The sequence below is a fragment of the Streptococcus sp. HMSC066F10 genome, assembly GCF_001813805.1.
Lineage (GTDB): Bacteria > Bacillota > Bacilli > Lactobacillales > Streptococcaceae > Streptococcus > Streptococcus vaginalis.
On the sequence record NZ_KV813993.1, the window covers coordinates 30,674 to 54,860 of the forward strand.

Here is a 24,187-nt window from a genome sequence, read left to right on the forward strand (position 1 = left end):
TGAGGATTTCAACAAGAGACGTGTTAACATACCGTCACCACCAAAGAGTTCATACGGAATCACTTGATTAACACCAGCCGTAAATGGTCCTGGATAAACTGCATTTGTTAAATAACTTGCAGGGACATCAATTTTATCTTTGATGTTGTCTACTACGGATTTTTTCACTTGGTCAACGGTCGTAGTGCCATTCAAATTCAGATTTACTTGACGTGTTGCGATAACATTGTTCAAGTCTGCCTTACCATCCTTAGTTGCACCGTAAACTGTGACGGTTGCGGTATAACTGTGTGTGCCATTCGCTTTCAGTTGATCCAAGAGAGCTTTGCCTTGTTTACCTGCCGCATTACCATTGAGTGACACTTGATAGAAATATTTACCTTTTGGAATGTTGGCAAAAGGTAGTAAGCCAGCGTGTTTTGCCGTGCCGTTATCTGACCACGGTGCACCGTCTGAGGATTTCAACAAGAGACGTGTTAACATCCCATCACCACCGAAGAGTTCGTACGGAATGACTTCATTCACCCCTGCTGCAAAGGGACCAGGGTGGTTCGCATTGGCTAGGAAAGAAGCCGGAACATCTGTACTGCCCTTGATATTGTCCGTTACAGATTGCTTAGCTTGAGCAAGAGTTGGATCTTCTTGCGCTTTTGAAGCTGTTTCTTTTGCAACTGCTTCTGACGCCTTTTGGATTTTTTTCGCAGCTTCCGCGACGGACTTGCCTACTTTGTTTTCTTCTGTAACTTCTTGTTTTTCTTGCACCTTTTTATCTGGTGTTTGAGTTGTTTTGCCAGACAAGTCTTGTGAGGGTTTTGTTGTACTTGGTGTTCCTTTCTTTTCAGCTGACGGGCTTTCTGTTTGCCCTACTTTCGAATCAAGTATGGATTTACCAGAGTCTGTCGAACTATTTGAAGGGGTTGTTGTCACCACCTTGTTTTGCGCACCAACTTGGGCATTTACCGGATTACTAATAAGAATAAAGAATCCACTTGCCACAACTACGGAAGCAACACCTACACTTAACCGACGGATAGACCATTTTGTATATTTTTCATTATTTGAACGATGATTTTTGTCAACCATATTATTTACTCCTTTGATTATTTTTAATGGTTGATTAAAGTTTACCAAGCTCTTATTAACTATCCGTAAGACAAAGTTAAAGTTTTTCTTAAATAAGCATTATTTCTTGCTTATTTATAGAATTTTCACATGTTGTGATATACTAGATTACATGAACAACACCTATTATTTTGTCCGCCATGCACATTCGACTTACACACCTGACGAATGGACACGCCCTTTGTCACAAAAGGGACTCGCTTCCCTCTCACAATTAAAAATACTAGAGAATAAGCCAATCTCTGCTATTTATTCTAGTCCTTACCAACGAGCAATTGAAACGATTGAGCCTTTGGCACTAACCTTTGGGCTTCCGATTCAACTTGATAAGCGATTGATTGAACGAAAACTAAGCAGTCAGCAGGTTTCCGACCAAACATTTGAAACTACACTCAAGCAACTTTGGCAAAATCCTGACAGTTCTCTACCGGGTGGCGAATCGAACCTCATGGCTCAAAAACGAGCTCTAGCATTTCTGCAAAAATTAGAAGAAAATCACCAAGATGAACACATCATCATCAGTTCTCACGGCAATCTGATTTGTATCCTGCTCAGCTATTTTGATGGACAAATCCATTATGATTTTTGGAAACAACTGCCCATGCCCGCTATTTTAATATTAAAAGATGACAAAGTATACTTGCAGTAAGATCCGAATCAACTTTATCTATCAGTCACAAATTATTTTTTCACTAGTGAAACTCCTAAACCATTCCTATTTAGTTTAGGAATTTTTATTTGACAAATGATTTTCCAATCACCTCAAACTCTTATACAGTTTCTTTCGCGTTCGTTTCTTCCATGAAAATGCATTACTCCCCGTCCAAAAGTGTTTGTTTCTGACATCGAAACATGCTCATCAATCGGTCGAAAATTTGTCTCTCGAATCTCACGAAACAATCTCTTGTCTACGACCAGACAATAAACTAAATAGAAATAATAATATGAACTAATCGTTATCCACAAAAGATGTTCTTAGTCCATACAATCCCTCCCACATACTTTCATTTTAAGATAAAGATAGTTATACCTGTTTTCAAACCATTTGTCTATATATTTTTGTCTCTTTTTGAGCATCAAAAAAAGAACGCAAATGAGACACTTTCCTAAAATGCGAAAGCTTCATTCGTGTGCTAGGGTTAGGTGGAAAAATAGAATAAAGTTAAACCAAGAAAATAATGAAAATTAGTTGACTCTATCTTAGAATTCTTTCTCCACTACTTCCAAAGCTCGTTCAATAACCACATGCATATCATAATATTTGTAATCGGCTAAACGCCCACAAAAGATAACATTATCGTTCTTTTTTGCTTCTTCTAAATACTTATTATAGATAGCATTGTTTTTCTCATCATTGATTGGATAATATGGCTCATCTCCACGCTTCCAATTGGCTGGATATTCTCGCGTGATAACTGTTTTTTCTTATGTTCCATATTCAAAATGTTTGTGTTCAATGATACGAGTATAAGGAATTTCACGCTCTGTATAATTGATGACTGCATTCCCTTGATGATTTTCTTCATCTAAAACTTCATACTCAAAACGAAGACTACGATATTCCAATTCACCATGCTTATAATCAAAATATTGGTCGATCATACCTGTAAAGACAATCTTATCAGCAGATGCTTCCAACTCTTTGCGATTGACAAAAAAATCTACTCCAAGCTCAACTTCAACACCTTCAAGCATATTTTCAACGATAACATTATAACCACCGATTGGAATTCCTTGATAACGGTCGTTGAAGTAATTATTATCAAAAGTTAAACGTACTGGTAAACGTTTAATGATAAATGGTGGTAATTCTGTCGCAGAACGTCCCCATTGCTTTTCAGTATAGCCTTTAATCAACTTTTCGTAAACATCAGGACCAATCAATTTAATCGCTTGTTCTTCCAAATTTTGCGGTTCAACATTTTGTAAATATTTAGTCTGATCTGCAATTTTATCCTTAACTTCTTGAGGTGTCTTCGTTCCCCAAAGAGCATAAAAGGTATTCATATTGAAAGGTAAATTGTACAATTTACCTTTATAGTTAGCAATAGGAGAATTAATATAATTATTAAATTCTGCAAATTGATTTATATAATCCCAAACTCGTTTATTTGAAGTATGAAAAATATGCGCACCATACTTATGAACATTGATGCCTTCAATATTTTCACAATAGATATTCCCACCGATGTGATCTCGATTATCAATCACCTTTACTTTTTTACCACGCTTGGCTGCCTCATAAGCAAAAATTGCTCCAGATAAACCAGCACCAACAATTAGATAATCGTACATAATAACTCCTATTTTTTCAAAAATTGTTCTTTTAATTCTTTTATATTAACAACTCGGAACACTAATATAAAACTTATATAAAAGACAGCCCCTAATATACCATAAATTCCGACATTCACAACAGACGAAAATTTTAGTAATGGTTGCAATAATAATAAAATTATATACATCAAGCTTGAGGACAAAATGATTTTTAGCATTGATGATAAAATCGGTACTTCTTTGAGGTATGAACGAGTATAGTAATATTGAATAACCCAAACGAGTGCCTCTGTCAGAACCGATGTAATTGACGCTCCAATAAATCCCAAAGAAGGAATTAAAAGTAAGTTTAATCCAACGCTTACAAAAGCAGGAATTGTAGTTGACAACATAAACTCTCGATTTTTATTATGAGGTATTAAAATCTGAATTCCCATAATATTTTTCCAACCAATAAAGAACATCCGTGCAATCATAATCTCAATAGCCACTCGTGCTTCTTGAAAGTCCTTCCCTAAAAAGAAATTGACAAAATCTTTATTTACAATTAACATCCCTGCAATAATTGGGAAAATAATCAAATTATAAATCAAGAAAGACATTTCATACATTTTATTAACTGCTTTATAATCACCTGAAGACAGCAAACTTGAAACACGAGGAAGCATCACACTGCCAAGAGAAGTTACAATTGTTAGTAATATATTTATGATTTTTAAGGCTTGATCATAAATTCCCACATCCTTAGTTGAAGATAAAGCGCCTAGCATAGTTCGATCCAGCGTCACATATAGCGAGATGGCAATTTGAGGTAAAAACAATAGAATAACTGGTTTTAAATGTTCTTTTGCATGTACAACATCGAAATGTGGTTTCCCAATAAATTCCTTCGCTGGCAACCACATACTGAGCTGACCAAGTAGTTCAAATCCTGTCAAAAGAAAAACATATAAATATAAATCATTTGGTGTTTTCACAAATAAAAAGATTGATAGGATCCCTAAAAGTTTAACTGTAATATTCCGAATGGTAATCTTACGAAAATCTTCCAAACCTTGAAAAAGCCAAGAAATATCAAGGCCTTTTGACAACAAGCTCAATCCTAAAATGTAAGCAACAGGATTCTGCATACTTGGAACACTCCAACAAAGAAGAAGATAAAGAACTATAGAAATAAATGCTGCAACTACTTGCAAACTATATATTCCCCAGAAAGTCGGCTGAATATTCTTTCGATTTGCAGAAACCTCTTTCGTACCATAATTCGCTACTCCTAAAGTTGCTAGTAAGATGAAGTAGGTCACAATTGAATTAAAATAACCATAAGTTCCTAAATCCTCAGACGAGAAAATCCGTGTTACATATGGAGTAGTCAGTATCGGAAGGATGATGACCAGTAACTGATAGGAGAAGTTATAAGCGTAATTTTTTAATATTTTCATGTATTAATCCTCAAGTTCACTTTCCTTTTTTGGAAAAGTAATTGAAGCAAACATTATATACATAAATATATCATAGGATGGTCGAATCCAAAATGCTTCAATCATACAGTTTACGGATACCAAAGATAAAATTGCTAACAACAAATAATTCCCTTGTTTATATGACTTCCAAGACTGTAGAACATATAAAATAATAAGTATAATTAATGGAAATATGCCATAGGTAAATAGCATTTGTATATAAGAAGAGTCCACATAATTATAACTGTAAACCGATTCTGTCGAACCTCCATATCCAATAAATTGAATCCCTTTTGTTCCAAATAAATGTAAATCATATTTTGATAGAGCTTCTTTACCTAAATGCAGTCTCATACTCATTAAATTATTCACCAATACATAAAATGGACTTGCCCAAGTAAACCGCGAACTTAAATAATACATTAATGAAGATAAAATTGGAACAGAAAAGGGTAAAATAGCATAAACTTTCAGCTTCGTATTCTTCATATAATAAAAAAATAAAAAGATTAATGTAGCAATAAAAATAGAGAGAGCATTTAAACGAGCATCACAATATTTAAGAACAAAATAAGAAAGAAGAAGACCTATAATACTACGTATCCATATTATTTTATCTTTTAACAAATAAGAAATAGCTAGAAAAAGATAAAAACAATGAGAAGCAAAGTCTGTTGGATAAATAAAACCAAATGAATTTCGTACAACAGTTCCTGATAAGCGCTCTTGGACAAATTGTAAATTGGGAATTATACCAAGAAAAGATAAAAATACAAACATTCTTTAAGAATTACAAAAACTTTAAATTATAAATGCGTTTTCAATGCAATCTTTCGCCATTACATTTTAAACAACAAAAAAGTAGGAACAATCAATTCCTACCTTGGTTCAAATTTATTCTGTTTTATCTCGATTAACCTGCTCAAAACTTTCTGTGCCATCATTCAATCTATCCCAAATAATCACTTTTCCAGCTTTGAGAGACTTTTGTACATCAATAATACGCTGATTAGAGGAACCTCGAAATTGCAACATGAGATTTCGTTTTGCCTTATCAAAACGGCCATCTACCAGAATATCAATGAGACTAAGAAGTTCAAGTTTATCTGGTGTTTCCAGCATCATTTCTTCCCATGTATAGCCCGTCCAAGACCAAATATCTTTGTCAGGCAACTCTCGTCGAATACGCTTGACTAAGGGCAAGAGAATCCCAGTATTCAGAAAAGGCTCTCCTCCTAGCAAGGTCAGTCCTTGAACATAGGGCTCAGCCAAATCTTTCATGATTTGCTCTTCCAGCTCTTGCGTATAAGGAATCCCGGCATTGAACGACCAGGTCGCTACATTGTAGCAGCCCTCACAATGAAACATGCAGCCGCTGACATAGAGGGAATTACGCACCCCTTCACCATCCACAAAATTAAAGGCTTTATAGTCAATAATACGCCCCTTGCTTAACTCTTCACTTTTCCACTCACCTGGCTTCGGTGTATTCCATGTCATTTTTCTACCCCAACTCTATCCAATAACGCTCTTTCCCAGCTCGTACATCTTCCAACACTCCACCATTGGCCAAAATTACTGCTCGACTAGCAGCATTATCCATATCGCAAGTAATCAGAACGGGAGAGAGCGCTAATTTTTTGGCTTCAAGTAAAGCCAAGGCTAATTGTTGTTTACCATACCCTTTCCCCCGCTCACTAGGCCGAATGCCATAGCCAATATGCCCGCCCAACTCTAAGTAAAAATCATTTAGTGTCATACGAAGCCCTAAAAAACCTAATGCACGATCATCTGCAAAGGAAGCAAACAAAATAGCTGGAACACGCCCTTCTTTCAAATTCAGTCCTGCCTCTTGATCACGATTGATTTGCAACCAATCTTCGTAATTTTCTGCATATGCCCAAGTGCTTTCTACACCGCCATTCATGAGAAGCCCCTGCTCTTTGTATTCTGCAATCATTTCAAGTATCGCTTCTTTATCTGCCAACTCTGGTCTTCGTAATTCCATAAATTACTCCTAATTCAAATCTATCCAATAGCGTTCGGTGCCCTGTCGGATGTCTTCTAATATGCCCCCGTTTTTTAAAATAACTGCCCTACTAGCAGAATTGTCCTCCGCACAAGTAACTAGCACTCGGTGGATATTCTTTGAAGCAGCGACAAGAAGCCCTTCTTTCAACATAGCGGTCGCATAGCCTTTCCCCTGCATAGTTGGACGAATGCTATAACCAATATGACCGCCATGTCCGCGTAAATGTTCATTCAGACGCAAGCGTAAATTTAGAAAGCCAACAGCCTGTCCTTTATCAAAGGCAACAAACTGTATAGCCGGCACCCATGTATTAGGAATATTGAGACCCATTTCCGCATCTTGGTTTCCAGCAATCCAATCTTCATAAACGAAATTTTCCTTGTCCCAAAAACCGCCATCGTGTGCAGCATTCGACCTTTCAAATTCTAGTATGAGGTCTATCACCGCCTCTTTATCTTCTAATCTTGGTCGTCTTAATTCCATTTTTCTCACCTTGATAGAAAGAGAGTGAGACTAGCTTCATGCAAACCTCACTCTTTCTCCTATTTTTTCTTTGTTTTTTGTAAGAATTGTTCTCGCAAATTTGCAACACGATCTTTTTTATTGACTCCGCCTTTGGAATGCTTTTCATGATAGCGTGCCACTTGTGCTTTTCCTTTATCGTCTAATTGATATTTTCCCATGAAAGTTCCTACTTTTCTACATGATGTCCTTCGAACTTGATTGTTGAACCATTCATGTGTTTAACACGAGCTGAAATCTCCTTGTGACGTCCATTTACCATCGGACGGGCTTGAGGATTTCCAAGATAACCACAAGTTCGCTTGACAACATCAACTGTCTTAGGATCGCTATTGCCACAGTTTGGACAAGTAAATCCACGTTCTGTTGGCGTGAAATCCCCTTCAAAATCGCACTTATAACAATGGTCAATCGGAGTATTGGTTCCCAGATAGCCCACGCGGTCATAAGCGTAGTCCCAAACAGCTTCGAGCGCTTTTGGATTTTGTTGCAAAACAGGATATTCACAATAGTGGATAAAGCCGCCCGACGCACCCGCTGCTGGATAATCTTTTTCAAAGTCTAACTTTTCAAACGGTGTCGGATTCTTCCGAACATCATAGTGGAAGCTATTAGTATAGTATTCCTTATCTGTAATATCTTTCACAAGACCAAATTTTTCTGTATCCAGACGACAGAAGCGATCTGTCAGACTTTCAGACGGTGTAGAGTAAACTGAGAAGTGATAATCATATTGGTCAGACCACTCTTCGACACGGCGTTTCATTTCACGAACAATATCTACTGTAAATCTCTTAGCTTCTGGGTTATGTTCCCATTCACCACCATAAAAGACAGTCGCTACTTCATACAGACCGATATAGCCGAGAGAAACCGTAGCTCTACGATGTTTAAAGAGTTGATCTACCTTGTCATATTTACCAAGACGTTGCCCAAAAGCGCCATATTGATAAAGGATAGGAGCATTAGCTGGCGTTGCTTCTTTTGTACGTTCCACACGATAGACAAGGGCATCTTCAGCAATGTTCATCCGTTCATTGAAGATTTCCCAGAATTTATCCATATTACCTTCAGATTCGAGGGCAATTCTTGGAAGGTTGACAGTTACAACCCCAAGATTCATACGACCAGAATTGACTTCTTGACCATTTTCATCTTTCCAACCTTGTAAGAAAGAACGGCAACCCATTGGAACTTTGAAAGAACCCGTTAATTCCACAATCTTGTCGTAAGACAAGACATCCGGATACATCCGCTTCGTAGCGCATTCCAAGGCCAACTGCTTAATGTCGTAGTTTGGACTACCGGGTTCTAAATTCAATCCACGCTTCAACGTGAAAATCAATTTAGGGAAGATGGCTGTACGGTGCTCAGAGCCAAGACCTTTGATGCGGATTTGAAGAATAGCTTTTTGAATTTCACGCTCAAAACGATTGGTTCCAAGCCCAAAGCCAAGTGAGGTAAATGGCGTTTGTCCATTTGATGTAAACAAGGTATTGATTTCATACTCCAAAGATTGCATGGCATCATAAATGTCTTTTTTAGTCTTTGTCCAGGCAAACTCTTCTTGCTTTTCAGGAAGCACCCATTCACGCGCATCCTTCAAATGTTTTTCATAATTTTTTTCAGCATAAGGCGCTAAAACTTCATCAATTCGGTCAGCAGAGCAACCACCATATTGACTAGAAGCTACGTTTGCAATAATTTGAGAGATTTGCGCAGTCGCTGTTTGAATGGATTTTGGACTTTCGACTTCAGCATTTCCAATCTTAAAGCCATTTGCCAACATGCCCTTAAAATCAATCAAACAGCAATTCGTCATCGGTGTATAAGGACTGTAATCCAAATCGTGATAGTGGATGTCTCCTTTTTGGTGTGCATTTGCCACATGTGGTGGCAGCATTTGCAAACCAATCGATTTCCCAACAATTCCCGCCGTCAAATCACGCTGGGTGTTGAAAACATCGCTATCTTTATTGGCATTTTCATTGACAACTGCTTGGTCTTTGTTAAGCAATTTTCCGATTGTAAAGTTAATATCTGTTGCTTTTGAGCGCGCAAAATCACGTTGTGTGCGGTAAGTAATATAGCTTTCTGCAATGGCGTATTCATTGGCATTCAGTAATTCGTGCTCCACGATATTTTGAATTTCATAGATTTTAACACCCGCAGGAAAACGTGAAATCACTTCTGCTACGATTTTATTGGTAATACCTTCAAGTTTTGCTTCTAACAACGGAGTCATCGTCGTTACTTCTTGGCTAGCCTTGACAAGAGCTTTGTAGATCTTGTCTGCGTCAAACGCCACACGACGACCGTCACGTTTTTCTACATAAATATCAGCAAATCCTTGTACTGTTTCTTCTTTTAATGCAATCATGAGCTCCTCCATTCGTATAAAACATATTATATCACTCCAATAAAAAAAATCAATATCTTGTGGTGAAAAACTTTAAATTTTATTTTAAACACAAGATATTGATTTTTTATTTCAACTTATAGAGCTTGAAATGATTGAGTTTTAGGTCTGTCTGCTGATAATTTTCTTTTAATTGTTTTTTGATATCTTGCAGAAGAGACACTTGATCGTTGACCAAAATATAAGTTGGAGGCGTTTCTTTCAAGTTATTCACTAGGGACATTTGATTTTCATCTGTTCCTTGGTACAAGCTAGGGGTTAAAATCGGTACCGCAGATAGGCGCCCACTCGCTTGGTAGAGAGCTGCCGTTGTGTCCCAAGCATAGATTTTATCAGTATTCTTTGATTTGCTCTTGATATAATTTGCCGCAGAAATACGCTCACTTGTTTCGCCTGTCGATAAAACATACTGATTGACAAACGGAAAACCAATTAAGTAAATCATGACTAAAAGCGGTAAAAAAGCATTCTTTGTAATATAAGTTCCGAAAGCAGACGAAGATTTTTGAACTCTACTGTGCCTTCCACCTCTATGGAATGACTGCTTTCCAAGCCACATACTGACTAGAACTATAAAAAATGGCAAAATCGGCAACAGTTGAGAGGCTCCCCGATCTGGCAAAAAGAAAACAAACACAACAAGAAAGAGAGAGGCTAAAAAACTAAAGAGTTGTAGAAATCGTTCTAAAGAATTCGTTGGCAATGAAAAACTTCTCACCCAAGTCACAACTATACCAAGTCCAATAATAAGTCCTCCATAAAGCAAACCATTGTACAATAAATGCGACCCTGAAAAATGCAAGCTATCCCAAGGATAAAGAATCTGACTAATGGCGAGCCCAAAACTGCCATTCAAAACCGTATAATAACCTAGCGGATAAAATACAAGCGAGAATCCTACCAAAATGGCAAATAATTGATACAGACCGTGCGCTTTTTTCTTTGCCCAAATATTATAAACTAGCAGAGCAAGGAAAGTCACCAAATAAAATACAAGGCTCGTCACCGGATCAATCATAAAGATCAGCGCACCAAGTGCTCCAAAGCCAATAAAACCTCTGTCGCTTGCTTCTCCTGTCACATAACGCATCAGAAAGTACAGCGATCCAAAGACAAATGGGAAAGCAAAAATACTAGAGTATAAGCCGCCCCAGCCTAAAGCGAGCGTCAAACAATAGAATAAAGAAAGGATTTTGATAGAAGTGTTTTTTACAGCCGTTAATTGATATACGATTTTAAACAGATAAATTCCTGCAACAAACAAAGCCAAGCATTGCATTGCCACAAAGAAAATATTGCCCATAAAGAGACTACCCACCCAATTAGCTAGATAATAAAGCAGACCACTCGTTCCATAAATATTTCTATAAATAACCTGCCCTTGCGCCATTGCCCAACCTGCATATAAATTTTGAGATTGCAGATTAGTAGAAAGGTTGGTCAAAAATGGATTGGCAACACTTAAAACGCTCAATAATAAGCTCCACAAAAATAAAACGACAAAAGGAGTCGACGTTGGCTCTATAAAAACCGATTTTTTCTCGTTCTCTTCGTGAAGCGTCTCTACTACTGTCTCTTTCATCTCTTGTTCAGGCATTGTATCGTACATAAAGATTCTCCTTGATATCAGTCTTATCTAGTATATCAAAATCTTCCCTATCTGTCAGCTTGATTCTGACAGGTTCTGCATCTTTTTCAAAAGTAAAGTGTAGTATTCCAATTCTCGAAAACGATGATAACTTACAGCCACATACTCTTTCAAAAATTCCTTTTCTTCACTTGTTAAATCGATAACCATTCTGCCTCCTTTTACTAGATTATTCGTAAAAAAGAAAAATTCCTCTCATTACAAGAGAAATTTTATAGCATCGGTGCAAATAATTCGACAATTTCTTTAATCAAGCGTTGATACCAGGTGTTTTTAATGGTATCTTCATGTATTTCTTGTGAGGTTTCAAACAATTTCTCAAAATCTCGCTTCAAGTCAAACATAGAAGGCGTCTTATACATCAAAACAGCATTTTCATAGTGATGAACTAAGCTGCGATAATCAAAATTGATTGTTCCGACAACACCAAAATCATCATCAGCCACTACATGCTTACTGTGAATAAAGCCCGGTGTATACTCATAAATCCGAACCCCAACCGCCATTAAATCAGGATAAGCTCCTCGCGTAATAAGCTGAATGATTTTTTTATCCGGAATATAAGGTGTCACAATGCGGACATCTACCCCCCGCATAGCAGCATTTTTGATGTCTTCCGTCAAATCATAATCAATGATTAAATACGGCGTGGCAATATACACATAATCTGTCGCCTGGCTGATTATATTTTGATAGACATTTTTACCCACTTGAGCTTTATACATGGGCTTCGGTCCGCTTCCATACGGAATATAGAGCCCTGACGCATCTACAGCTTTGTTGTCCAAATGATAGCGATCGAAATCACTGATTTTCCCACGGTTGATATACCAGTTCATCAGAAACAGCCGTGTCAAGGCTTTTACAGCGCGCCCGTTCAGACGAATCCCACCGTCTTTCCAGTGACCAAATCGCTCGATGTGATTGATGTATTCATCTGCCAGATTAATACCACCAGTATAGCCAATCTGCCCGTCAACGACGAGGATTTTCCGATGATCTCGATTATTATAAGCCACCGTCATCCGCGGAATCACTTTGTTAAACTTATGAGCGTCAATCCCCATAGCCTGCAATCGGCTGGTATAATCTCCCGGAAGAGTTGCCATACAGCCAATGTCATCATAGAGCATTTTCACTTCCACACCTTGGGCTGCCTTTTCACGCAGAATATCCAAAATACTATTCCACATGATACCTTCTTCCACAATGTAATATTCCAAAAAAATAAATTTTTCTGCTTTGCGTAAATCTTCCAGCATTTTCTGGAACATCTCTTCTCCCAAAGGGAAAAATTGCGATTCCGTGCCATCGTAAACATCCGCATTATGATCCATGCTGAGAAGCGACTTGATAATCCCGTAAGCTGATTTATCTGTTTTTTTCAAGTATAACCGCAACTCATAGCTATTGTCCTCACGAAATTTCATCTGATCCATATTTTTTAGCTGTTTCAGTTCACCTCTAGACAATCGGCGCTCGCCAAACATCAAATAAAGCAAGGGGCCAATGACTGGAACAAACGCTACCAAGAGCCAAGTTACTTTACTTTCCGGTGTCATTGAACGATTGACAATCGCTAAAATCGTTGCCAGACTGAAGAAAATCACAAAGACAATCCATAAAGTAGGCATCCAGCGACCAAGCCAAAAGAAAAACCAAAAAACAAGTGCCAGTTCTAGCGCCATAATAATGATGCTAAAACCATATTTTGACATCAATAGCTGAAATTTCCTAAAATTCATGTTCTCTCCCTGTTTTTATTTAGTACTAGTATAACGGGGAATCCCTAATAAATCAAGCCAGAATTACTCATTCTTCGATATTCAAAGTATTTTTTCATTAGAGCAAAAAAGAGTAAAAGAAAAGTTGTGGTTCGTAACCAGCCACTTTCACTCCTACCCCCTATCTCTACATTTTAACTAGAATACTGATTGTTGTCCACTACCAATTTAGAAAGCGGTTAGAAGCAACAGATAAAGTTCATGAAGCAAGCCCCTTTGTGAATAATTCGCTAAAACAAATGCAGCTTCTCATATCGACTTGTATGAATCAATAAACTTAAAGCCTAACGCGTCCTAGTTTTCGCAAGCTTATATCAAATTTTTATCAAGAAATTTTGCACCAACATTAGACAAGTTATTGCTTCGTTAAAACAACTGTATCATTTTCTCCATTTTCTTGCTCAATATCCTCAATCGTTAACTGTTTGCCATCAATCATATAATGCTCAATGTCATCACCAATCGTCATTCGCTGATTTGTCGGATCAATGCTCACCTGTTTTACTTTCTCTTTACCGTTTGGCTCTTTTTCTGTCCACGTACCACTATTTCCTTTGATAACCAAAGTAATCTCATCTTCTTCGTCCATACCTCTATAAGTACCGTCTAATTTTTCTGACGAATTTTCTGCAATAGTTGGCGAAACACTACTCTCACTTGAGACTGTAGTTGATTGGCTGCTTGAGACAGATTGAGAGAACGGTGAAGTTTGGTTAGACTTGGTACACGATGTCAAAATGATAAGTCCTATCAGAAAAAATGTGACGTAGCTGAATTTCTTTAAATGTGCCATTTCCCCTCCTTTATCTACATTTCTATTATGCCATTCACCATTCTAATCAGTCAATTTCTTTCTCCAAAAGAAAAGCACGAACTTCCGCAATAAAATAAAGAGAACCTGTTACAAAAAGGAGCTGATTGTCATTAGCGCTTTTAATGAATTGTTCGATAAACTCCCGGTAAGAGGAAACGTAGGTTTCGGTTGTAAGATTCTGCTTATCTATTGCACCGTCATCCTCAAAAGTCGTTACGAACAACTGCACATGAGGCAATTCCTGCTGAAGATAAGACAGCATCCCCTGATAATTTTTGCGTTTCAAAGCACCGAATAAGAGAAAGATTTCTTGCCGTTCTTGCTGGAGAATAAACTCCACCAAACGGGATAAAGCTGGTAAATTGTGAGCCCCGTCCAGATAAATTCCTCGCTCAAAATATTCCAGCCTCCCTGCCCAATGTGTCTCTTGCAGAGCTTTTCGTATCCATTTCACTTGTGGTTGCCAATTTTGCTGTTTCATAAATAAAAGAAAACTTTGCAAAGCAACAGTGGCATTTTCTTCTTGATAAGTACCTACTAGGCTCAACTTTAGATGAGGAATATTCACATCTGAGCTGAAAAATTGTCCTTTTGAAAACGAAAAATCTCTGCCATATTCGTACAAAACAACATCTAGCTTTTTCGCACACAGTTCACAAACTCTTCTCGCTTCTTCAGTCAGCGGTCCGATGACAGCCACTTTTTTCTCCTTAAAAATCCCTGCTTTCTGCTCCGCAATTGCTACTATGGAGTTTCCTAATGTTTCTTGATGTTCCAATCCTACAGACGTTACAACCGCAACATCTCCTATCACTACATTTGTTGCATCTAAAAGTCCACCAATTCCCACCTCAATTAAAGCCACATCTACCTGCTCTTCTTCGAAATACAATAAAGCTATAAGGGTTAAAATTTCAAAATAAGAAAGTGGGTCATGTGTTTGTCGAAGCTGTCTTTCCATTTCCTGAACTTGGCGTCCCAGTCGAGTGAAGTCTTCATCGGAAATGGGTTTTTGATTGATACAAATCCGGTCATGAACACTTACCATATGAGGTGACGTAAAGGTTCCCACCTTCTTTTTATGCTCTGCAAATAATTGACTCATAAAAGCAATGCTTGAGCCTTTTCCGTTCGTTCCTGTCACATGAATAATGGGATAATTTTCTTCGGGATGATCCAAAAGACTTATAGCCTGTCTCATTCGCTCTAAACCAGAGCGAAAATTTAAACCAATGCGACTCTCTAGCCACGTTTCAATTTCATTCATATTCTTCTCCCAGCAAAAAGGGAGTGAAACAGAACCAGACTTTGGTTCATGTCACACCCCACAATTCACTTGAATGGCTGGAACTCTTGCTCCACATGGGAATTAACCAACCACTCATTCGTATACCATAAAAATAACTATTCACACAGCCTTTCAATCTCTTCATTGTTTGTAATACGAAAAGCTAGTGTACGCAATTTTTATTCTTCCATAAAGCTATTGAAAACTTCTTCAATCATATCCCATTCAGCATCTGAATCTTCTGGAATTGGTTGGAGGTCACCCTCTGTTCCGTCTTCATTTTCAGTAAACGAGTAGGCTTGAATTTCTACCTCGCCATTTTCATCTTCTTCTGCGCTAGCTGGAATCAAGAGAACATAGTTTTTACCAAATTCTTCTTTTCCGTCAATGGTCAAGAGAATTTCAAACAAAGTTTCATTCCCTTGCTCGTCTACTAGCGTAATCAATTCACGCTCTTCGTGTTCATGGTCATGGTTATGATCGTGTGCCATGTTTTCTCCTTTATTTATTAAAAATTTCGATCTAAATAATTCTGCAATATGAGCTGCGCTGCGAGCTTATCAATCACTTTTTTTCGCTTCTTTCTACTCACATCCGCTTGCTCGATCAGCATTCTCTCCGCAGCTACCGTTGTTAGACGCTCATCTTGGTATTCAACTGGCAAATGAAATAATTGCTCAATCTTAGCACCATAAGCTTGACTTGCTTCTACACGTGGTCCGCTTGTGTTGTTCATATTTTTAGGTAGTCCTACAACAAACTTCTCAACCTTATATTCTTTTGCAAGCTCACTTAAACGATCAAAACCAAATTCCCCTTTTTCTTCATCAATAGGAATAATTTCAAGTCCTTGAGCTGTAAAACCAAGTGGATCACTAACCGCGACACCGACTGTTTTTGAACCAACATCTAACCCCATAATTCTCATTAGAGATCAATGCCTTGCCCTTTCAAATAATAACGAACTAATTCTTCTACAATCTCATCACGTTCATATTTACGAATTTGATTTCGTGCATTATTATAGCGAGGTACATACGCAGGATCACCACTAAGTACGTATCCTACGATTTGGTTGATTGGGTTATAGCCCTTTTCATTCAGCGACACATAGACATCTTTCAATGTTTCACTAATCTCTTTTTTGTTTGAATCATCAAGATTAAAACGTACTGTCTCATCTGTAAATCCCACAATTACACCTTCTTTCACTAGAATACCCATATTATAGCACATTTCAAGACTTTTCACAAATGAAAGGTGTTGAAAAAGGGAGTGGGACAAAAATCGGTAATTTCGAAGAAATTTGATTTTGTCGTCCCACCCCCGCACAGTTGAGTAGGGCTGTAACGGTTGATTTATCAACCGCATAGAACTCACTCAACCACTGCAACTTGCAAGAAACTCATAAAAATCTGCCGAGGTTAAGGATTTTTGTCCCAGCCTCTTTTTGTTTCATTATACACCTATAAAATCATGGATTTGCAACTTCTTTAGCTCCAGCTGCTTTGACAGATTCAATATATTGTTTGGTTGTTAAATTTTTAATAGTTGAAAACATAGAGCCATATGTATCCAGTTTTGATGCTTCATCAAGGTTGATTTTGCTCATATCAATATTGATTGTAACTTTAATAATTTAGTCTTTTGTAATGTCTGTTTTAACATCAACACCGCCCAAAGACTTAAATTTATCCAATCCTGCAGCCTTTTCAAAAGCAGAAATCAAGTGCGGCTTAGTGCTTTCTAAATCTTGACCCGCTAATACACTCTTCATACTTTCAGGAAGTATTTGTTCAAGATTTATCACAAACTTCTTAAAGGGTTTTCCCTCATAAGAAATAGTTTGCGTAAGTGTTTGTTCAATCCCTTGGACAGTCTGTTTTTGTTGAAAAGACTTGGTCACAACAGAATCCTTTTTCACAATACTCAAACCAGTCTTACTATCCCCTGACTGATTCTGACCGGATTTTTGACCACAAGCTGTGAGCAGCAACAAACTTGCTCCTAACAAAACAACCGATTTTCTCATAAAAATATCCTCCTTGTATTTTAGAACTTTATAAGAATAGTATACCAGCTTTTGTAAACGTTGTTAAAACGACCTGTCTAAAAAGGCAACCAATGATTGACAGTTATTGATTGACTTCCGTTGCACCACTGGCAATCTGATCTTCAACATATTCTTTTGGTTTCATTTTTAAAAATTCTTTTAATTTCATATTCTTTAAATACTCAGTATTTGCGGCTTTATTAACATCCAAAACTTGAAAATCAAACGTATGAGTTCGCTTCAATTCTTGCTCATTTATAATTTCCAAAGAGGTTGAAAAGCCTTGCAAATTTTTTGCTTGTGTAACTTTTTCATCTTCAGCCAAAGATTTTTCCAATAATTTTTGCGCCTCAGCAACTCCAACTTCCGCAATTACTTTTTTCAATTCTTCTTTCATCGGCATGATTTGCTCAATCGTTAAACTTAAAAATTGATCGCCTTTGTAAGTAATTGTTTGTGTTTGTTGAACCCCTTCAGCTGTTTTAGGGAATGATAAGTTTTTTGTCACAACTGTTTCTTTTTCAGCGTTTGCAATAACTGGCAACGTACTATCAATTGATTGCTTGCTTGTTTTTGATTTTGTTTCTTTCTTTTGACCACAACCTGCTAAGACTGTGAGAATAATGGTTAATAGAATCAGGCTTCTTTTCATGGATTAACTCCTCCTCATTCTTTATTTTATCATATTTTTAATATCAATAAACATCGAAATAAAAAAAGAGTGGAAATTCCACTCTTTACAAGGCTGCGCGTAAACGCGCTTCTGTATTTTCAACATTACGAACCGAGCGAGGTAAGAATGCACGAATATCATCTTCTTTGTATCCTACTTGAAGACGTTTATCATCTACTAGAATAGGACTTTTCAAAATACGTGGCGTTTCCATAATCAAATCAATCACTTCACTCACACTCAATTCTTCGATATCTACGCCTAAACCTTTTGCATAACGATTTTTTGAAGACACAATACTTGCAACTCCATTTTCAGTTTTTGTTAGAATATCTAACAACTCTTCTTTTGTAATCCCTTCTTTACCAAGATTTTGTTCTTTATAAGTTAACTGGTGAGCATTGAGCCATGTTTTTGCTTTTTTACAACTAGTGCAACTTGAGACAGTATAAATTGTAATCATGTAAGTACTCCTTTCGCCACACGGTACTATTATCATACTATATTATACCACAAAATCCCTCCGTCTTGCGACCTATTTTTAAAAAATTATTCCTCAATCTCAATCGCGTCATCCAAATCTAGTGTGACTTCCTCTACTTTGTTTGTTGATTTGGTTGCTTCTGCATTTTTTTCATCTTCAGCATCATCCTCAATCAAACCATAATGCACTCGAACTTTATGATCAATTTCATCAAAAATTTCTGGATGATCCGCCAAGTATTTCTTAGCATTTTCAGACCCTTGACCAATCTTTTCATCATTATAAGAATACCAAGCACCCGCTTTTTTGATAATATCAAGGTCTGTCGCAATTTTAATCAACTCGCCTGTTTTAGAAATTCCTTCACCATACATGATTTCTACGAAAGCTTCCTTGAATGGCGGAGCAACCTTATTCTTCACAACCTTAATCTTAGTTTCCTTACCAACATTGGTATCTTTTTCATCACCAGTTCCCTTGATTTGGGTATTTCCGCGAACATCCAAACGAACAGACGCATAGAATTTCAAGGCACGACCACCAGGTGTTGTTTCTGGATTTCCAAACATAATACCAACTTTTTCACGCAATTGGTTGATGAAAATCGCAATTGTCTTCGTTTTGTTAATAGAAGCAGACAATTTACGCATAGCTTGACTCATCATCCGCGCTTGCAAGCCAACGTGGCTATCTCCAATGTCTCCGTCAATTTCAGCACGCGGTACGAGGGCAGCCACGGAGTCAATAACTACCAAATCTACCGCACCAGAGTCAATCAATTTACCAGCAATTTCAAGGCCTTGCTCGCCTGAGTCAGGTTGAGAAAGTAAGAGTTCATCAATATTAACCCCAAGAGCTTGCGCATAAGCTGGATCAAGAGCGTGTTCTGCATCAATAAAAGCTGCAATACCGCCTTCTTTTTGAGCCTGCGCCACCGCATGAAGAGCTACGGTCGTCTTACCAGAAGACTCTGGTCCATAGATTTCAATAATCCGCCCCTTTGGATACCCTCCTGCACCAAGAGCGATATCTAATGCCAAACTACCTGAACTCATGACTTGAACTTTTTGTTCAGCACGCTCACCTAGGCGCATAATTGCTCCCTTACCAAAATCTTTTTCAATATTTTTAAGTGCAGTGTCTAGCGCTTTTTGACGTTCCTCGCCAAATTTTTTTGAAATTTCTTCTAATTTTTTTTGTTTTTTCGCCATTTATTTCTCCTGTATAATGATAAATTATTTTTTTGCCTATCTAATTATTGTAGCATATTTTCGTTTTTTAATAAAGTTTTTCGTAGCAGATTGAAAGCATGCAGAACGGCTATTTTACGTACATCTGTCCGACTGCGACCGGCAATATTAACCTTAATAGACTGAACATCCCCTGTGGTTGCTAAACCGATATAAACTGTCCCTGCTGGATGTCCTTCTAAGCTGTCTGGACCTGCCACACCTGTCAAGCTCACCGCATAGTCACTAGCGGTCAATTTTCTTGCCTGCTCAGCCATTTTCTCCGCTGTAAAAGCTGAAACTACCCCATGCTTTTCTAAGTCTGCCAAGGGAATGCCCAGCATTCGGCTCTTTTCCTCCATACTGTAGGTAACAAAGCCACCACTAAAAACATTGGAGGCTCCAGCAAAGTTTGACAAAGTTGCTTGAAAGAGTCCTGCAGTCAAACTTTCAGCTGCTGTGACGGTCTTTCCTGCTCTTCTCAACAGTTCAAAAGCTGTTTGTCCCAGAGAATTATCATCTCCATAAGTATAGAAAAGATCTGCTAAATGTTGTTTCTCAAAAGTCTGTACAGATAAAATTTTCTTTTCTAAATGGGCAAACTTAATATCTGCTTCATTTTGACTAGCAGCCTTGGTGGACAATCGCAATGTCACCTCTCCCGTCTTAGCATAAGGAGCAATGGTCGGATCGGTCTGATTATCAATTAAATCTCCTAAAAGGGTTACTAATTGACTTTCACCGATACCAAAGAATCGCAAGACTCTTGAATACAATTTTTGACCAGTTGCTAACAGCGGAACCAGCTCATTATTTACCATAGGCTTTAATTCACTAGGCGGTCCGGGGAGAACAACATAAGTCACGCCACCGACTTCAATCACGCCTCCCACCGCAAGTCCGGTTTCGTTTTGGAGAGGAGTCGATCCTTCCACTATCTGAGCTTGCCGATCATTGTTTGGTGTTCGAGCATAATCCGGTCGACTTGCGAAAAAGCAGTCCAATTTCTCCGTAGCCATTCGGTCAAATACCAACCTACGATTTAAGAATTTTGCCAAAGTTTGCTTAGTCAAGTCATCTTCTGTTGGGCCTAATCCTCCAGTTAAGATGACCAAATTACTACGATTTCGAGCAATTTCTAAAATGGATAACAGACGAGCTTCATTATCTCCAACCGCTGTTTGGAAATACACATCTACACCCAGACTCGCTAATTTTTCCGATAAAAATCGGGCATTTGTATTGACAATCTGACCTGTCAGAATTTCAGTACCCACAGCAATAATTTCTGCTTTCATAGAACCTCCTACCTTACTATTCGCAATTGATTTTATTTTATCACAAAAAATCTTAAAAACTTCATTTTAAGAAAAGAATCTGTAAGCAAATTGATAAGACTAAGAATTTTTCAAAAAGAAAAAGTCTGGAATTGCCAGCCTTCTAATTTATAACTATAATTGTGTCACATCAATAATATGATTACCTCGATTATGGGAGTGAGGTAGAACTCATCTTGAAAATTTTTAGTTCGTAATCTCACCTCCGCAAGCTTGCTCAACAGTCTGGGAGACTGTTGAGACGGTGGATAAAGAAAATAAAGTTTTCGTCAAAAGTGTTTTTGCGAGCTTGAAAAGCTAATACCCTGAGACTTGCTTCGCATCACCACAAAGCCGTGCTTTGAGCAATCAGCTACTACATCATTGATTTATCGCTTTATATACTTTGAAGTTGGAGACTTTCGCCCCAGCCTCTTCAAAAATGAGGATTAGCTTAGCAAAACTAGGGTTTATATAAAAAAACAGAGAATTTTGTACTGCCTGAGTGCCCTTAGTTTGCTGTGTTAGATAGAATCAAATGTGATAAAATAAAGAAAACAAAACATTTAAGGAGATTTAATGATGTGGGCAGTTTTTGCATTCCTTTCTGCTTTATTTGCAGCACTAACATCTATCTTATATCTTAGCCAAAATCGGGATTTCTGGCGTCAATTCTAATCTAGCGACAGCTATTCGGACAGTGGTCGTTGTTTTAATGGCTTGGGGTATGGTCTTTTTGACCAAAGGGCAACTCGGTCTTGCTAACATCAGCAAGAAAAGTTGGATTTCCTTGATTTTATATGGATTGGCGACGGGCGCTTCCTGGCTCTGTTATTACCGAGCATTGCAGGAGGGAGAAGCATCCAAGGTCTTCCTATTGATAAACTTAGTGTTGTCCTCACACTCATTCTTGCTTTTATCTTTCTACACAAGGATTTTACTATGAAATCCTTGATTGGCAGCATTTTGATTACGATTGGAACTTTGGTCATGGTTTTGTAGTGATGTCATATCATCATAAATACAGCAACATTATGAAAAATATAAAACAGTATCGGCCAATAAATATTGCACTGACTGCTCACATAAAAGATAGCAAAGCTCTTAAAATCGTTTGATTATTTTTCTTGCTGAATTAAAATCGCAAGTCTCCTCATGGTCATTGACAAGACCTGCCGCCTGCAGGAAAGAATAGACACAGACTGGTCCTACAAATTCAAAGCCTCGTCTCTTCATATCTTTAGCCAGTTTTTCAGACAACGGAGTCTTTGAGGGCATCTGCTTGTAATCCTTGACAGGATTGTCAATCGGTATAAAGTCTACAAAAGACCAGAGATAATGATCAAAACTGCCAAATTCTGCCTGTATTTTCAGAAAAGCTTGGGCGTTGGCACGTGTTGCATAGATTTTCCGACGATTTCGGACGACGGCAGGATTTTGTAAAATGCCTTCTAACTCCGCATCTGTCATGACTGCCACCTGATGAACATCATAGCCATGAAAAGCTTGTCGGAAGGCTGCTCGTTTATTAAGAATAGTCTCCCAAGACAGTCCTGCCTGATAGGTCTCTAGGCAGAGCAACTCAAATAAAGCCCGCTCATCATGCAAAGGAATCCCCCACTCTTGGTCATGATAAGCGACATATAAAGGGTTATTCTCTTTTGCCCAGCTACATCGTTTCATCTTTTCTCCTTTATTTTACCAGCATTTTGAGGGCAGATTTGATATAGTTTTCCGCGGTATCATTGGTTCCTTCAAAGAATTTCTTAATTTTCTTGAGTTCAGCCGCCTTGTATCCCAGAGCTAGCATGGCTTCCATGGCTTCTTCCAATTCTTTATTGTCACTAGTAGCTGCAACAGCAACTTGCTTAGGAGCAACACCTGTTGCCACAACCTTGCCTTCTAAGTCCAACACCATCTGCTGGGCTGTTTTTTTGCCGATTTTAGGAAATTTTGTCAGATAAGTGATGTTTTTCTGATCAATAGCCTGCACCAAACCGGCATTATCATCGGCAGCGATTATCGCAAGAGCAGAAACAGGTCCAATACCAGAAACCGAAATCAAATTGAGAAAAAGCTGCTTTTCATCCTCTGTGCGAAAACCGTAGAGGAGCTGGGCATCCTCTCTAACCACCTGATGAACAAAAACTTGAATCTCCTGATTGACCTGACCTGAATAGGCATAGGGATTTGCCACATGCAGGATATAGCCAATTTGCCCCACCTCCACTACAATATATTTGGCTGTGATTTTACTTAAAATTCCTTTAAAATATTCGTACATGACTTCTCCTTTTCAACCCTTTTAGTATATCATATTCTGAGCGCAGAAACTGCAAATAAAAGTGCAACCTCCGGTTGACAAAAAGGAAAGCTGGCTATATGTTCAAGTTCTCTCAATCATGGTACAATACAAGTAGAGAAATATGAAAAGAGATTCAGCAAATGCAAATCAATAAACGAATTTTTGAACTGCGAAAGGAAAGAGGCTGGTCTCAGGATCAACTGGCGGAAAAGGTCAATGTCTCCCGGCAGAGCATCTCCAAGTGGGAATCTGCTCAGACCTTGCCGGAAATCGAGAAGGTCATCGAACTGAGCAAAATCTTTCAGGTGACGACGGATTATCTGCTACTGGATCAGGCAGATGAGAAAGAAGCCAGACCCAAGTGGACTACTTCGGAAAGCGAGGGCTATCAACAGGAGGTCAGAAGCTTTGGTCTGGTCAACGTCCTCTATATCCTCTTTCTGGCCATCACCCTCTTCTTTTTCGCAGGAGGACTCTATCTTCCCTGGAATCCATCCCTCATCTTTTTCCTCTTCTTTCTATCTGCCGGCGCAGCCTTAGCCTGCAAGAGGTATCTGACCATCAAGAAAACTTACTTGGACTAGATAACAAACTTTAAAGTAGAAAGTGCTGAACATCAAGAACCCCATTCCTATAGCCAAACATCTTAAATCACTGCTGAAACTCAATTACAGATAAAATCTTAACAACAGAATTATAAGACGCAGTGGTTTGGAGAAGCTTTAGTGACTTTAGTCAATGTAGAGTTTCCCATGCAC

25 protein-coding genes and 3 pseudogenes are annotated in these 24,187 nt (G+C 38.1%); 3 read left to right on the plus strand and 25 right to left on the minus strand.

Annotation, left to right across the window (positions count from 1 at the left end; translation table 11 throughout):
- Positions 1-1,083, minus strand: a 1,083-nt coding sequence (locus HMPREF2933_RS08010) for an SSURE domain-containing protein (protein WP_148131525.1), incomplete at its 3' end; no start/stop codon positions are given.
- 151 nt (positions 1,084-1,234) lie between these two features.
- Here HMPREF2933_RS08010 and HMPREF2933_RS08015 point away from each other — a divergent pair.
- On the plus strand, positions 1,235-1,771 hold the full coding sequence (locus HMPREF2933_RS08015) for a histidine phosphatase family protein (protein ID WP_024053204.1): 537 nt from the start codon (positions 1,235-1,237) through the stop codon (positions 1,769-1,771).
- A gap of 551 nt (positions 1,772-2,322) precedes the next feature.
- Here HMPREF2933_RS08015 and glf read toward each other — a convergent pair.
- The 22 genes and pseudogenes from glf to HMPREF2933_RS08110 form a co-directional block, all read right to left on the minus strand.
- A pseudogene (gene glf / locus HMPREF2933_RS08020) lies at positions 2,323-3,417 on the minus strand (UDP-galactopyranose mutase).
- An 8-nt stretch (positions 3,418-3,425) separates the two neighbouring features.
- A complete protein-coding gene (locus HMPREF2933_RS08025) occupies positions 3,426-4,841 on the minus strand; it encodes a flippase (protein WP_024053206.1) in 1,416 nt (471 codons plus the stop codon).
- A gap of 3 nt (positions 4,842-4,844) precedes the next feature.
- A pseudogene (locus HMPREF2933_RS08030) lies at positions 4,845-5,642 on the minus strand (polysaccharide polymerase); the annotation flags it as partial.
- A gap of 114 nt (positions 5,643-5,756) precedes the next feature.
- Positions 5,757-6,362, minus strand: coding sequence for an anaerobic ribonucleoside-triphosphate reductase activating protein (gene nrdG / locus HMPREF2933_RS08035; RefSeq protein ID WP_003038320.1), 606 nt, complete (start codon positions 6,360-6,362; stop codon positions 5,757-5,759).
- A gap of 4 nt (positions 6,363-6,366) precedes the next feature.
- Entirely contained in the window at positions 6,367-6,870 is a 504-nt protein-coding gene (locus HMPREF2933_RS08040; RefSeq protein WP_024053208.1) for a GNAT family N-acetyltransferase, read from the minus strand.
- Between the two features lie 9 nt (positions 6,871-6,879).
- Complete coding sequence (locus HMPREF2933_RS08045; protein ID WP_024053209.1) at positions 6,880-7,377, minus strand: GNAT family N-acetyltransferase; 498 nt, start codon at positions 7,375-7,377, stop codon at positions 6,880-6,882.
- 59 nt (positions 7,378-7,436) lie between these two features.
- A complete protein-coding gene (locus tag HMPREF2933_RS10020; protein ID WP_003027756.1) occupies positions 7,437-7,577 on the minus strand; it encodes a hypothetical protein in 141 nt (46 codons plus the stop codon).
- Positions 7,578-7,585: 8 nt separating this feature from the next.
- A complete protein-coding gene (gene nrdD, locus HMPREF2933_RS08050) occupies positions 7,586-9,796 on the minus strand; it encodes an anaerobic ribonucleoside-triphosphate reductase (RefSeq protein ID WP_024053210.1) in 2,211 nt (736 codons plus the stop codon).
- A gap of 106 nt (positions 9,797-9,902) precedes the next feature.
- A complete protein-coding gene (locus HMPREF2933_RS08055) occupies positions 9,903-11,444 on the minus strand; it encodes a hypothetical protein (protein ID WP_024053211.1) in 1,542 nt (513 codons plus the stop codon).
- 54 nt (positions 11,445-11,498) lie between these two features.
- Complete coding sequence (locus HMPREF2933_RS10420; protein WP_024053212.1) at positions 11,499-11,633, minus strand: hypothetical protein; 135 nt, start codon at positions 11,631-11,633, stop codon at positions 11,499-11,501.
- A 62-nt stretch (positions 11,634-11,695) separates the two neighbouring features.
- The gene (cls, locus tag HMPREF2933_RS08060; RefSeq protein ID WP_024053213.1) at positions 11,696-13,228 is read right to left on the minus strand and encodes a cardiolipin synthase; all 1,533 of its coding nucleotides are present in this window, start codon (positions 13,226-13,228) and stop codon (positions 11,696-11,698) included.
- Between the two features lie 394 nt (positions 13,229-13,622).
- Complete coding sequence (locus HMPREF2933_RS08065) at positions 13,623-14,060, minus strand: SP_0198 family lipoprotein (RefSeq protein WP_024053214.1); 438 nt, start codon at positions 14,058-14,060, stop codon at positions 13,623-13,625.
- Positions 14,061-14,106: 46 nt separating this feature from the next.
- Entirely contained in the window at positions 14,107-15,348 is a 1,242-nt protein-coding gene (locus HMPREF2933_RS08070; RefSeq protein ID WP_024053215.1) for a bifunctional folylpolyglutamate synthase/dihydrofolate synthase, read from the minus strand.
- 200 nt (positions 15,349-15,548) lie between these two features.
- Positions 15,549-15,860 carry a DUF1292 domain-containing protein gene (locus tag HMPREF2933_RS08075; RefSeq protein ID WP_003027765.1) on the minus strand — a complete coding sequence of 104 codons (312 nt, stop codon included), beginning with the start codon at positions 15,858-15,860 and terminating at the stop codon, positions 15,549-15,551.
- 17 nt (positions 15,861-15,877) lie between these two features.
- A complete protein-coding gene (gene ruvX / locus HMPREF2933_RS08080; RefSeq protein ID WP_003031265.1) occupies positions 15,878-16,297 on the minus strand; it encodes a Holliday junction resolvase RuvX in 420 nt (139 codons plus the stop codon).
- Entirely contained in the window at positions 16,297-16,563 is a 267-nt protein-coding gene (locus HMPREF2933_RS08085; protein WP_009569646.1) for an IreB family regulatory phosphoprotein, read from the minus strand. The genes ruvX and HMPREF2933_RS08085 overlap by 1 nt, the downstream gene beginning before the upstream one ends.
- Positions 16,564-16,843: 280 nt before the next feature.
- The gene (locus tag HMPREF2933_RS10425) at positions 16,844-16,981 is read right to left on the minus strand and encodes a hypothetical protein (protein ID WP_024053217.1); all 138 of its coding nucleotides are present in this window, start codon (positions 16,979-16,981) and stop codon (positions 16,844-16,846) included.
- A 27-nt stretch (positions 16,982-17,008) separates the two neighbouring features.
- Positions 17,009-17,401 (minus strand): SP0191 family lipoprotein, encoded by a 393-nt coding sequence (locus HMPREF2933_RS08090; protein WP_024053218.1) that lies wholly within the window; start codon positions 17,399-17,401, stop codon positions 17,009-17,011.
- Between the two features lie 103 nt (positions 17,402-17,504).
- A complete protein-coding gene (locus HMPREF2933_RS08095; protein WP_024053219.1) occupies positions 17,505-18,074 on the minus strand; it encodes an SP0191 family lipoprotein in 570 nt (189 codons plus the stop codon).
- An 85-nt stretch (positions 18,075-18,159) separates the two neighbouring features.
- Positions 18,160-18,558, minus strand: coding sequence for a transcriptional regulator Spx (gene spx, locus HMPREF2933_RS08100; protein ID WP_003026638.1), 399 nt, complete (start codon positions 18,556-18,558; stop codon positions 18,160-18,162).
- 86 nt (positions 18,559-18,644) lie between these two features.
- Positions 18,645-19,790 (minus strand): recombinase RecA, encoded by a 1,146-nt coding sequence (gene recA / locus HMPREF2933_RS08105; RefSeq protein WP_003026640.1) that lies wholly within the window; start codon positions 19,788-19,790, stop codon positions 18,645-18,647.
- Between the two features lie 44 nt (positions 19,791-19,834).
- The gene (locus tag HMPREF2933_RS08110; RefSeq protein ID WP_070242126.1) at positions 19,835-21,106 is read right to left on the minus strand and encodes a competence/damage-inducible protein A; all 1,272 of its coding nucleotides are present in this window, start codon (positions 21,104-21,106) and stop codon (positions 19,835-19,837) included.
- A 709-nt stretch (positions 21,107-21,815) separates the two neighbouring features.
- Here HMPREF2933_RS08110 and HMPREF2933_RS08115 point away from each other — a divergent pair.
- Positions 21,816-22,126: pseudogene (locus HMPREF2933_RS08115) on the plus strand (EamA family transporter).
- A 102-nt stretch (positions 22,127-22,228) separates the two neighbouring features.
- On the opposite strand, the gene HMPREF2933_RS08120 reads toward HMPREF2933_RS08115, so the two are convergent.
- Both HMPREF2933_RS08120 and ruvA read right to left on the minus strand, forming a co-directional pair.
- A complete protein-coding gene (locus tag HMPREF2933_RS08120) occupies positions 22,229-22,807 on the minus strand; it encodes a DNA-3-methyladenine glycosylase I (protein ID WP_024053222.1) in 579 nt (192 codons plus the stop codon).
- Between the two features lie 10 nt (positions 22,808-22,817).
- On the minus strand, positions 22,818-23,408 hold the full coding sequence (gene ruvA / locus HMPREF2933_RS08125) for a Holliday junction branch migration protein RuvA (RefSeq protein ID WP_024053223.1): 591 nt from the start codon (positions 23,406-23,408) through the stop codon (positions 22,818-22,820).
- Between the two features lie 161 nt (positions 23,409-23,569).
- On the opposite strand from ruvA, the gene HMPREF2933_RS08130 reads away from it, so the two are divergent.
- On the plus strand, positions 23,570-24,013 hold the full coding sequence (locus HMPREF2933_RS08130) for a helix-turn-helix domain-containing protein (protein WP_024053224.1): 444 nt from the start codon (positions 23,570-23,572) through the stop codon (positions 24,011-24,013).
- Positions 24,014-24,187: the final 174 nt, after the last annotated feature.

Bases quoted from the DNA above. Each gene is read 5' to 3' on its own strand.
- HMPREF2933_RS08015 (WP_024053204.1), top strand. From the start codon at position 1,235: ATGAACAACACCTATTATTTTGTCCGCCATGCACATTCGACTTACACA.
- HMPREF2933_RS08025 (WP_024053206.1), bottom strand. From the start codon at position 4,841: ATGAAAATATTAAAAAATTACGCTTATAACTTCTCCTATCAGTTACTG.
- nrdG (WP_003038320.1), bottom strand. From the start codon at position 6,362: ATGACATGGAATACACCGAAGCCAGGTGAGTGGAAAAGTGAAGAGTTA.
- HMPREF2933_RS08040 (WP_024053208.1), bottom strand. From the start codon at position 6,870: ATGGAATTACGAAGACCAGAGTTGGCAGATAAAGAAGCGATACTTGAA.
- HMPREF2933_RS08045 (WP_024053209.1), bottom strand. From the start codon at position 7,377: ATGGAATTAAGACGACCAAGATTAGAAGATAAAGAGGCGGTGATAGAC.
- HMPREF2933_RS10020 (WP_003027756.1), bottom strand. From the start codon at position 7,577: ATGGGAAAATATCAATTAGACGATAAAGGAAAAGCACAAGTGGCACGC.
- nrdD (WP_024053210.1), bottom strand. From the start codon at position 9,796: ATGATTGCATTAAAAGAAGAAACAGTACAAGGATTTGCTGATATTTAT.
- HMPREF2933_RS08055 (WP_024053211.1), bottom strand. From the start codon at position 11,444: ATGTACGATACAATGCCTGAACAAGAGATGAAAGAGACAGTAGTAGAG.
- HMPREF2933_RS10420 (WP_024053212.1), bottom strand. From the start codon at position 11,633: ATGGTTATCGATTTAACAAGTGAAGAAAAGGAATTTTTGAAAGAGTAT.
- cls (WP_024053213.1), bottom strand. From the start codon at position 13,228: ATGAATTTTAGGAAATTTCAGCTATTGATGTCAAAATATGGTTTTAGC.
- HMPREF2933_RS08065 (WP_024053214.1), bottom strand. From the start codon at position 14,060: ATGGCACATTTAAAGAAATTCAGCTACGTCACATTTTTTCTGATAGGA.
- HMPREF2933_RS08070 (WP_024053215.1), bottom strand. From the start codon at position 15,348: ATGAATGAAATTGAAACGTGGCTAGAGAGTCGCATTGGTTTAAATTTT.
- HMPREF2933_RS08075 (WP_003027765.1), bottom strand. From the start codon at position 15,860: ATGGCACACGATCATAACCATGACCATGAACACGAAGAGCGTGAATTG.
- ruvX (WP_003031265.1), bottom strand. From the start codon at position 16,297: ATGAGAATTATGGGGTTAGATGTTGGTTCAAAAACAGTCGGTGTCGCG.
- HMPREF2933_RS10425 (WP_024053217.1), bottom strand. From the start codon at position 16,981: ATGAGCAAAATCAACCTTGATGAAGCATCAAAACTGGATACATATGGC.
- HMPREF2933_RS08090 (WP_024053218.1), bottom strand. From the start codon at position 17,401: ATGAGAAAATCGGTTGTTTTGTTAGGAGCAAGTTTGTTGCTGCTCACA.
- HMPREF2933_RS08095 (WP_024053219.1), bottom strand. From the start codon at position 18,074: ATGAAAAGAAGCCTGATTCTATTAACCATTATTCTCACAGTCTTAGCA.
- spx (WP_003026638.1), bottom strand. From the start codon at position 18,558: ATGATTACAATTTATACTGTCTCAAGTTGCACTAGTTGTAAAAAAGCA.
- recA (WP_003026640.1), bottom strand. From the start codon at position 19,790: ATGGCGAAAAAACAAAAAAAATTAGAAGAAATTTCAAAAAAATTTGGC.
- HMPREF2933_RS08110 (WP_070242126.1), bottom strand. From the start codon at position 21,106: ATGAAAGCAGAAATTATTGCTGTGGGTACTGAAATTCTGACAGGTCAG.
- HMPREF2933_RS08120 (WP_024053222.1), bottom strand. From the start codon at position 22,807: ATGAAACGATGTAGCTGGGCAAAAGAGAATAACCCTTTATATGTCGCT.
- ruvA (WP_024053223.1), bottom strand. From the start codon at position 23,408: ATGTACGAATATTTTAAAGGAATTTTAAGTAAAATCACAGCCAAATAT.
- HMPREF2933_RS08130 (WP_024053224.1), top strand. From the start codon at position 23,570: ATGCAAATCAATAAACGAATTTTTGAACTGCGAAAGGAAAGAGGCTGG.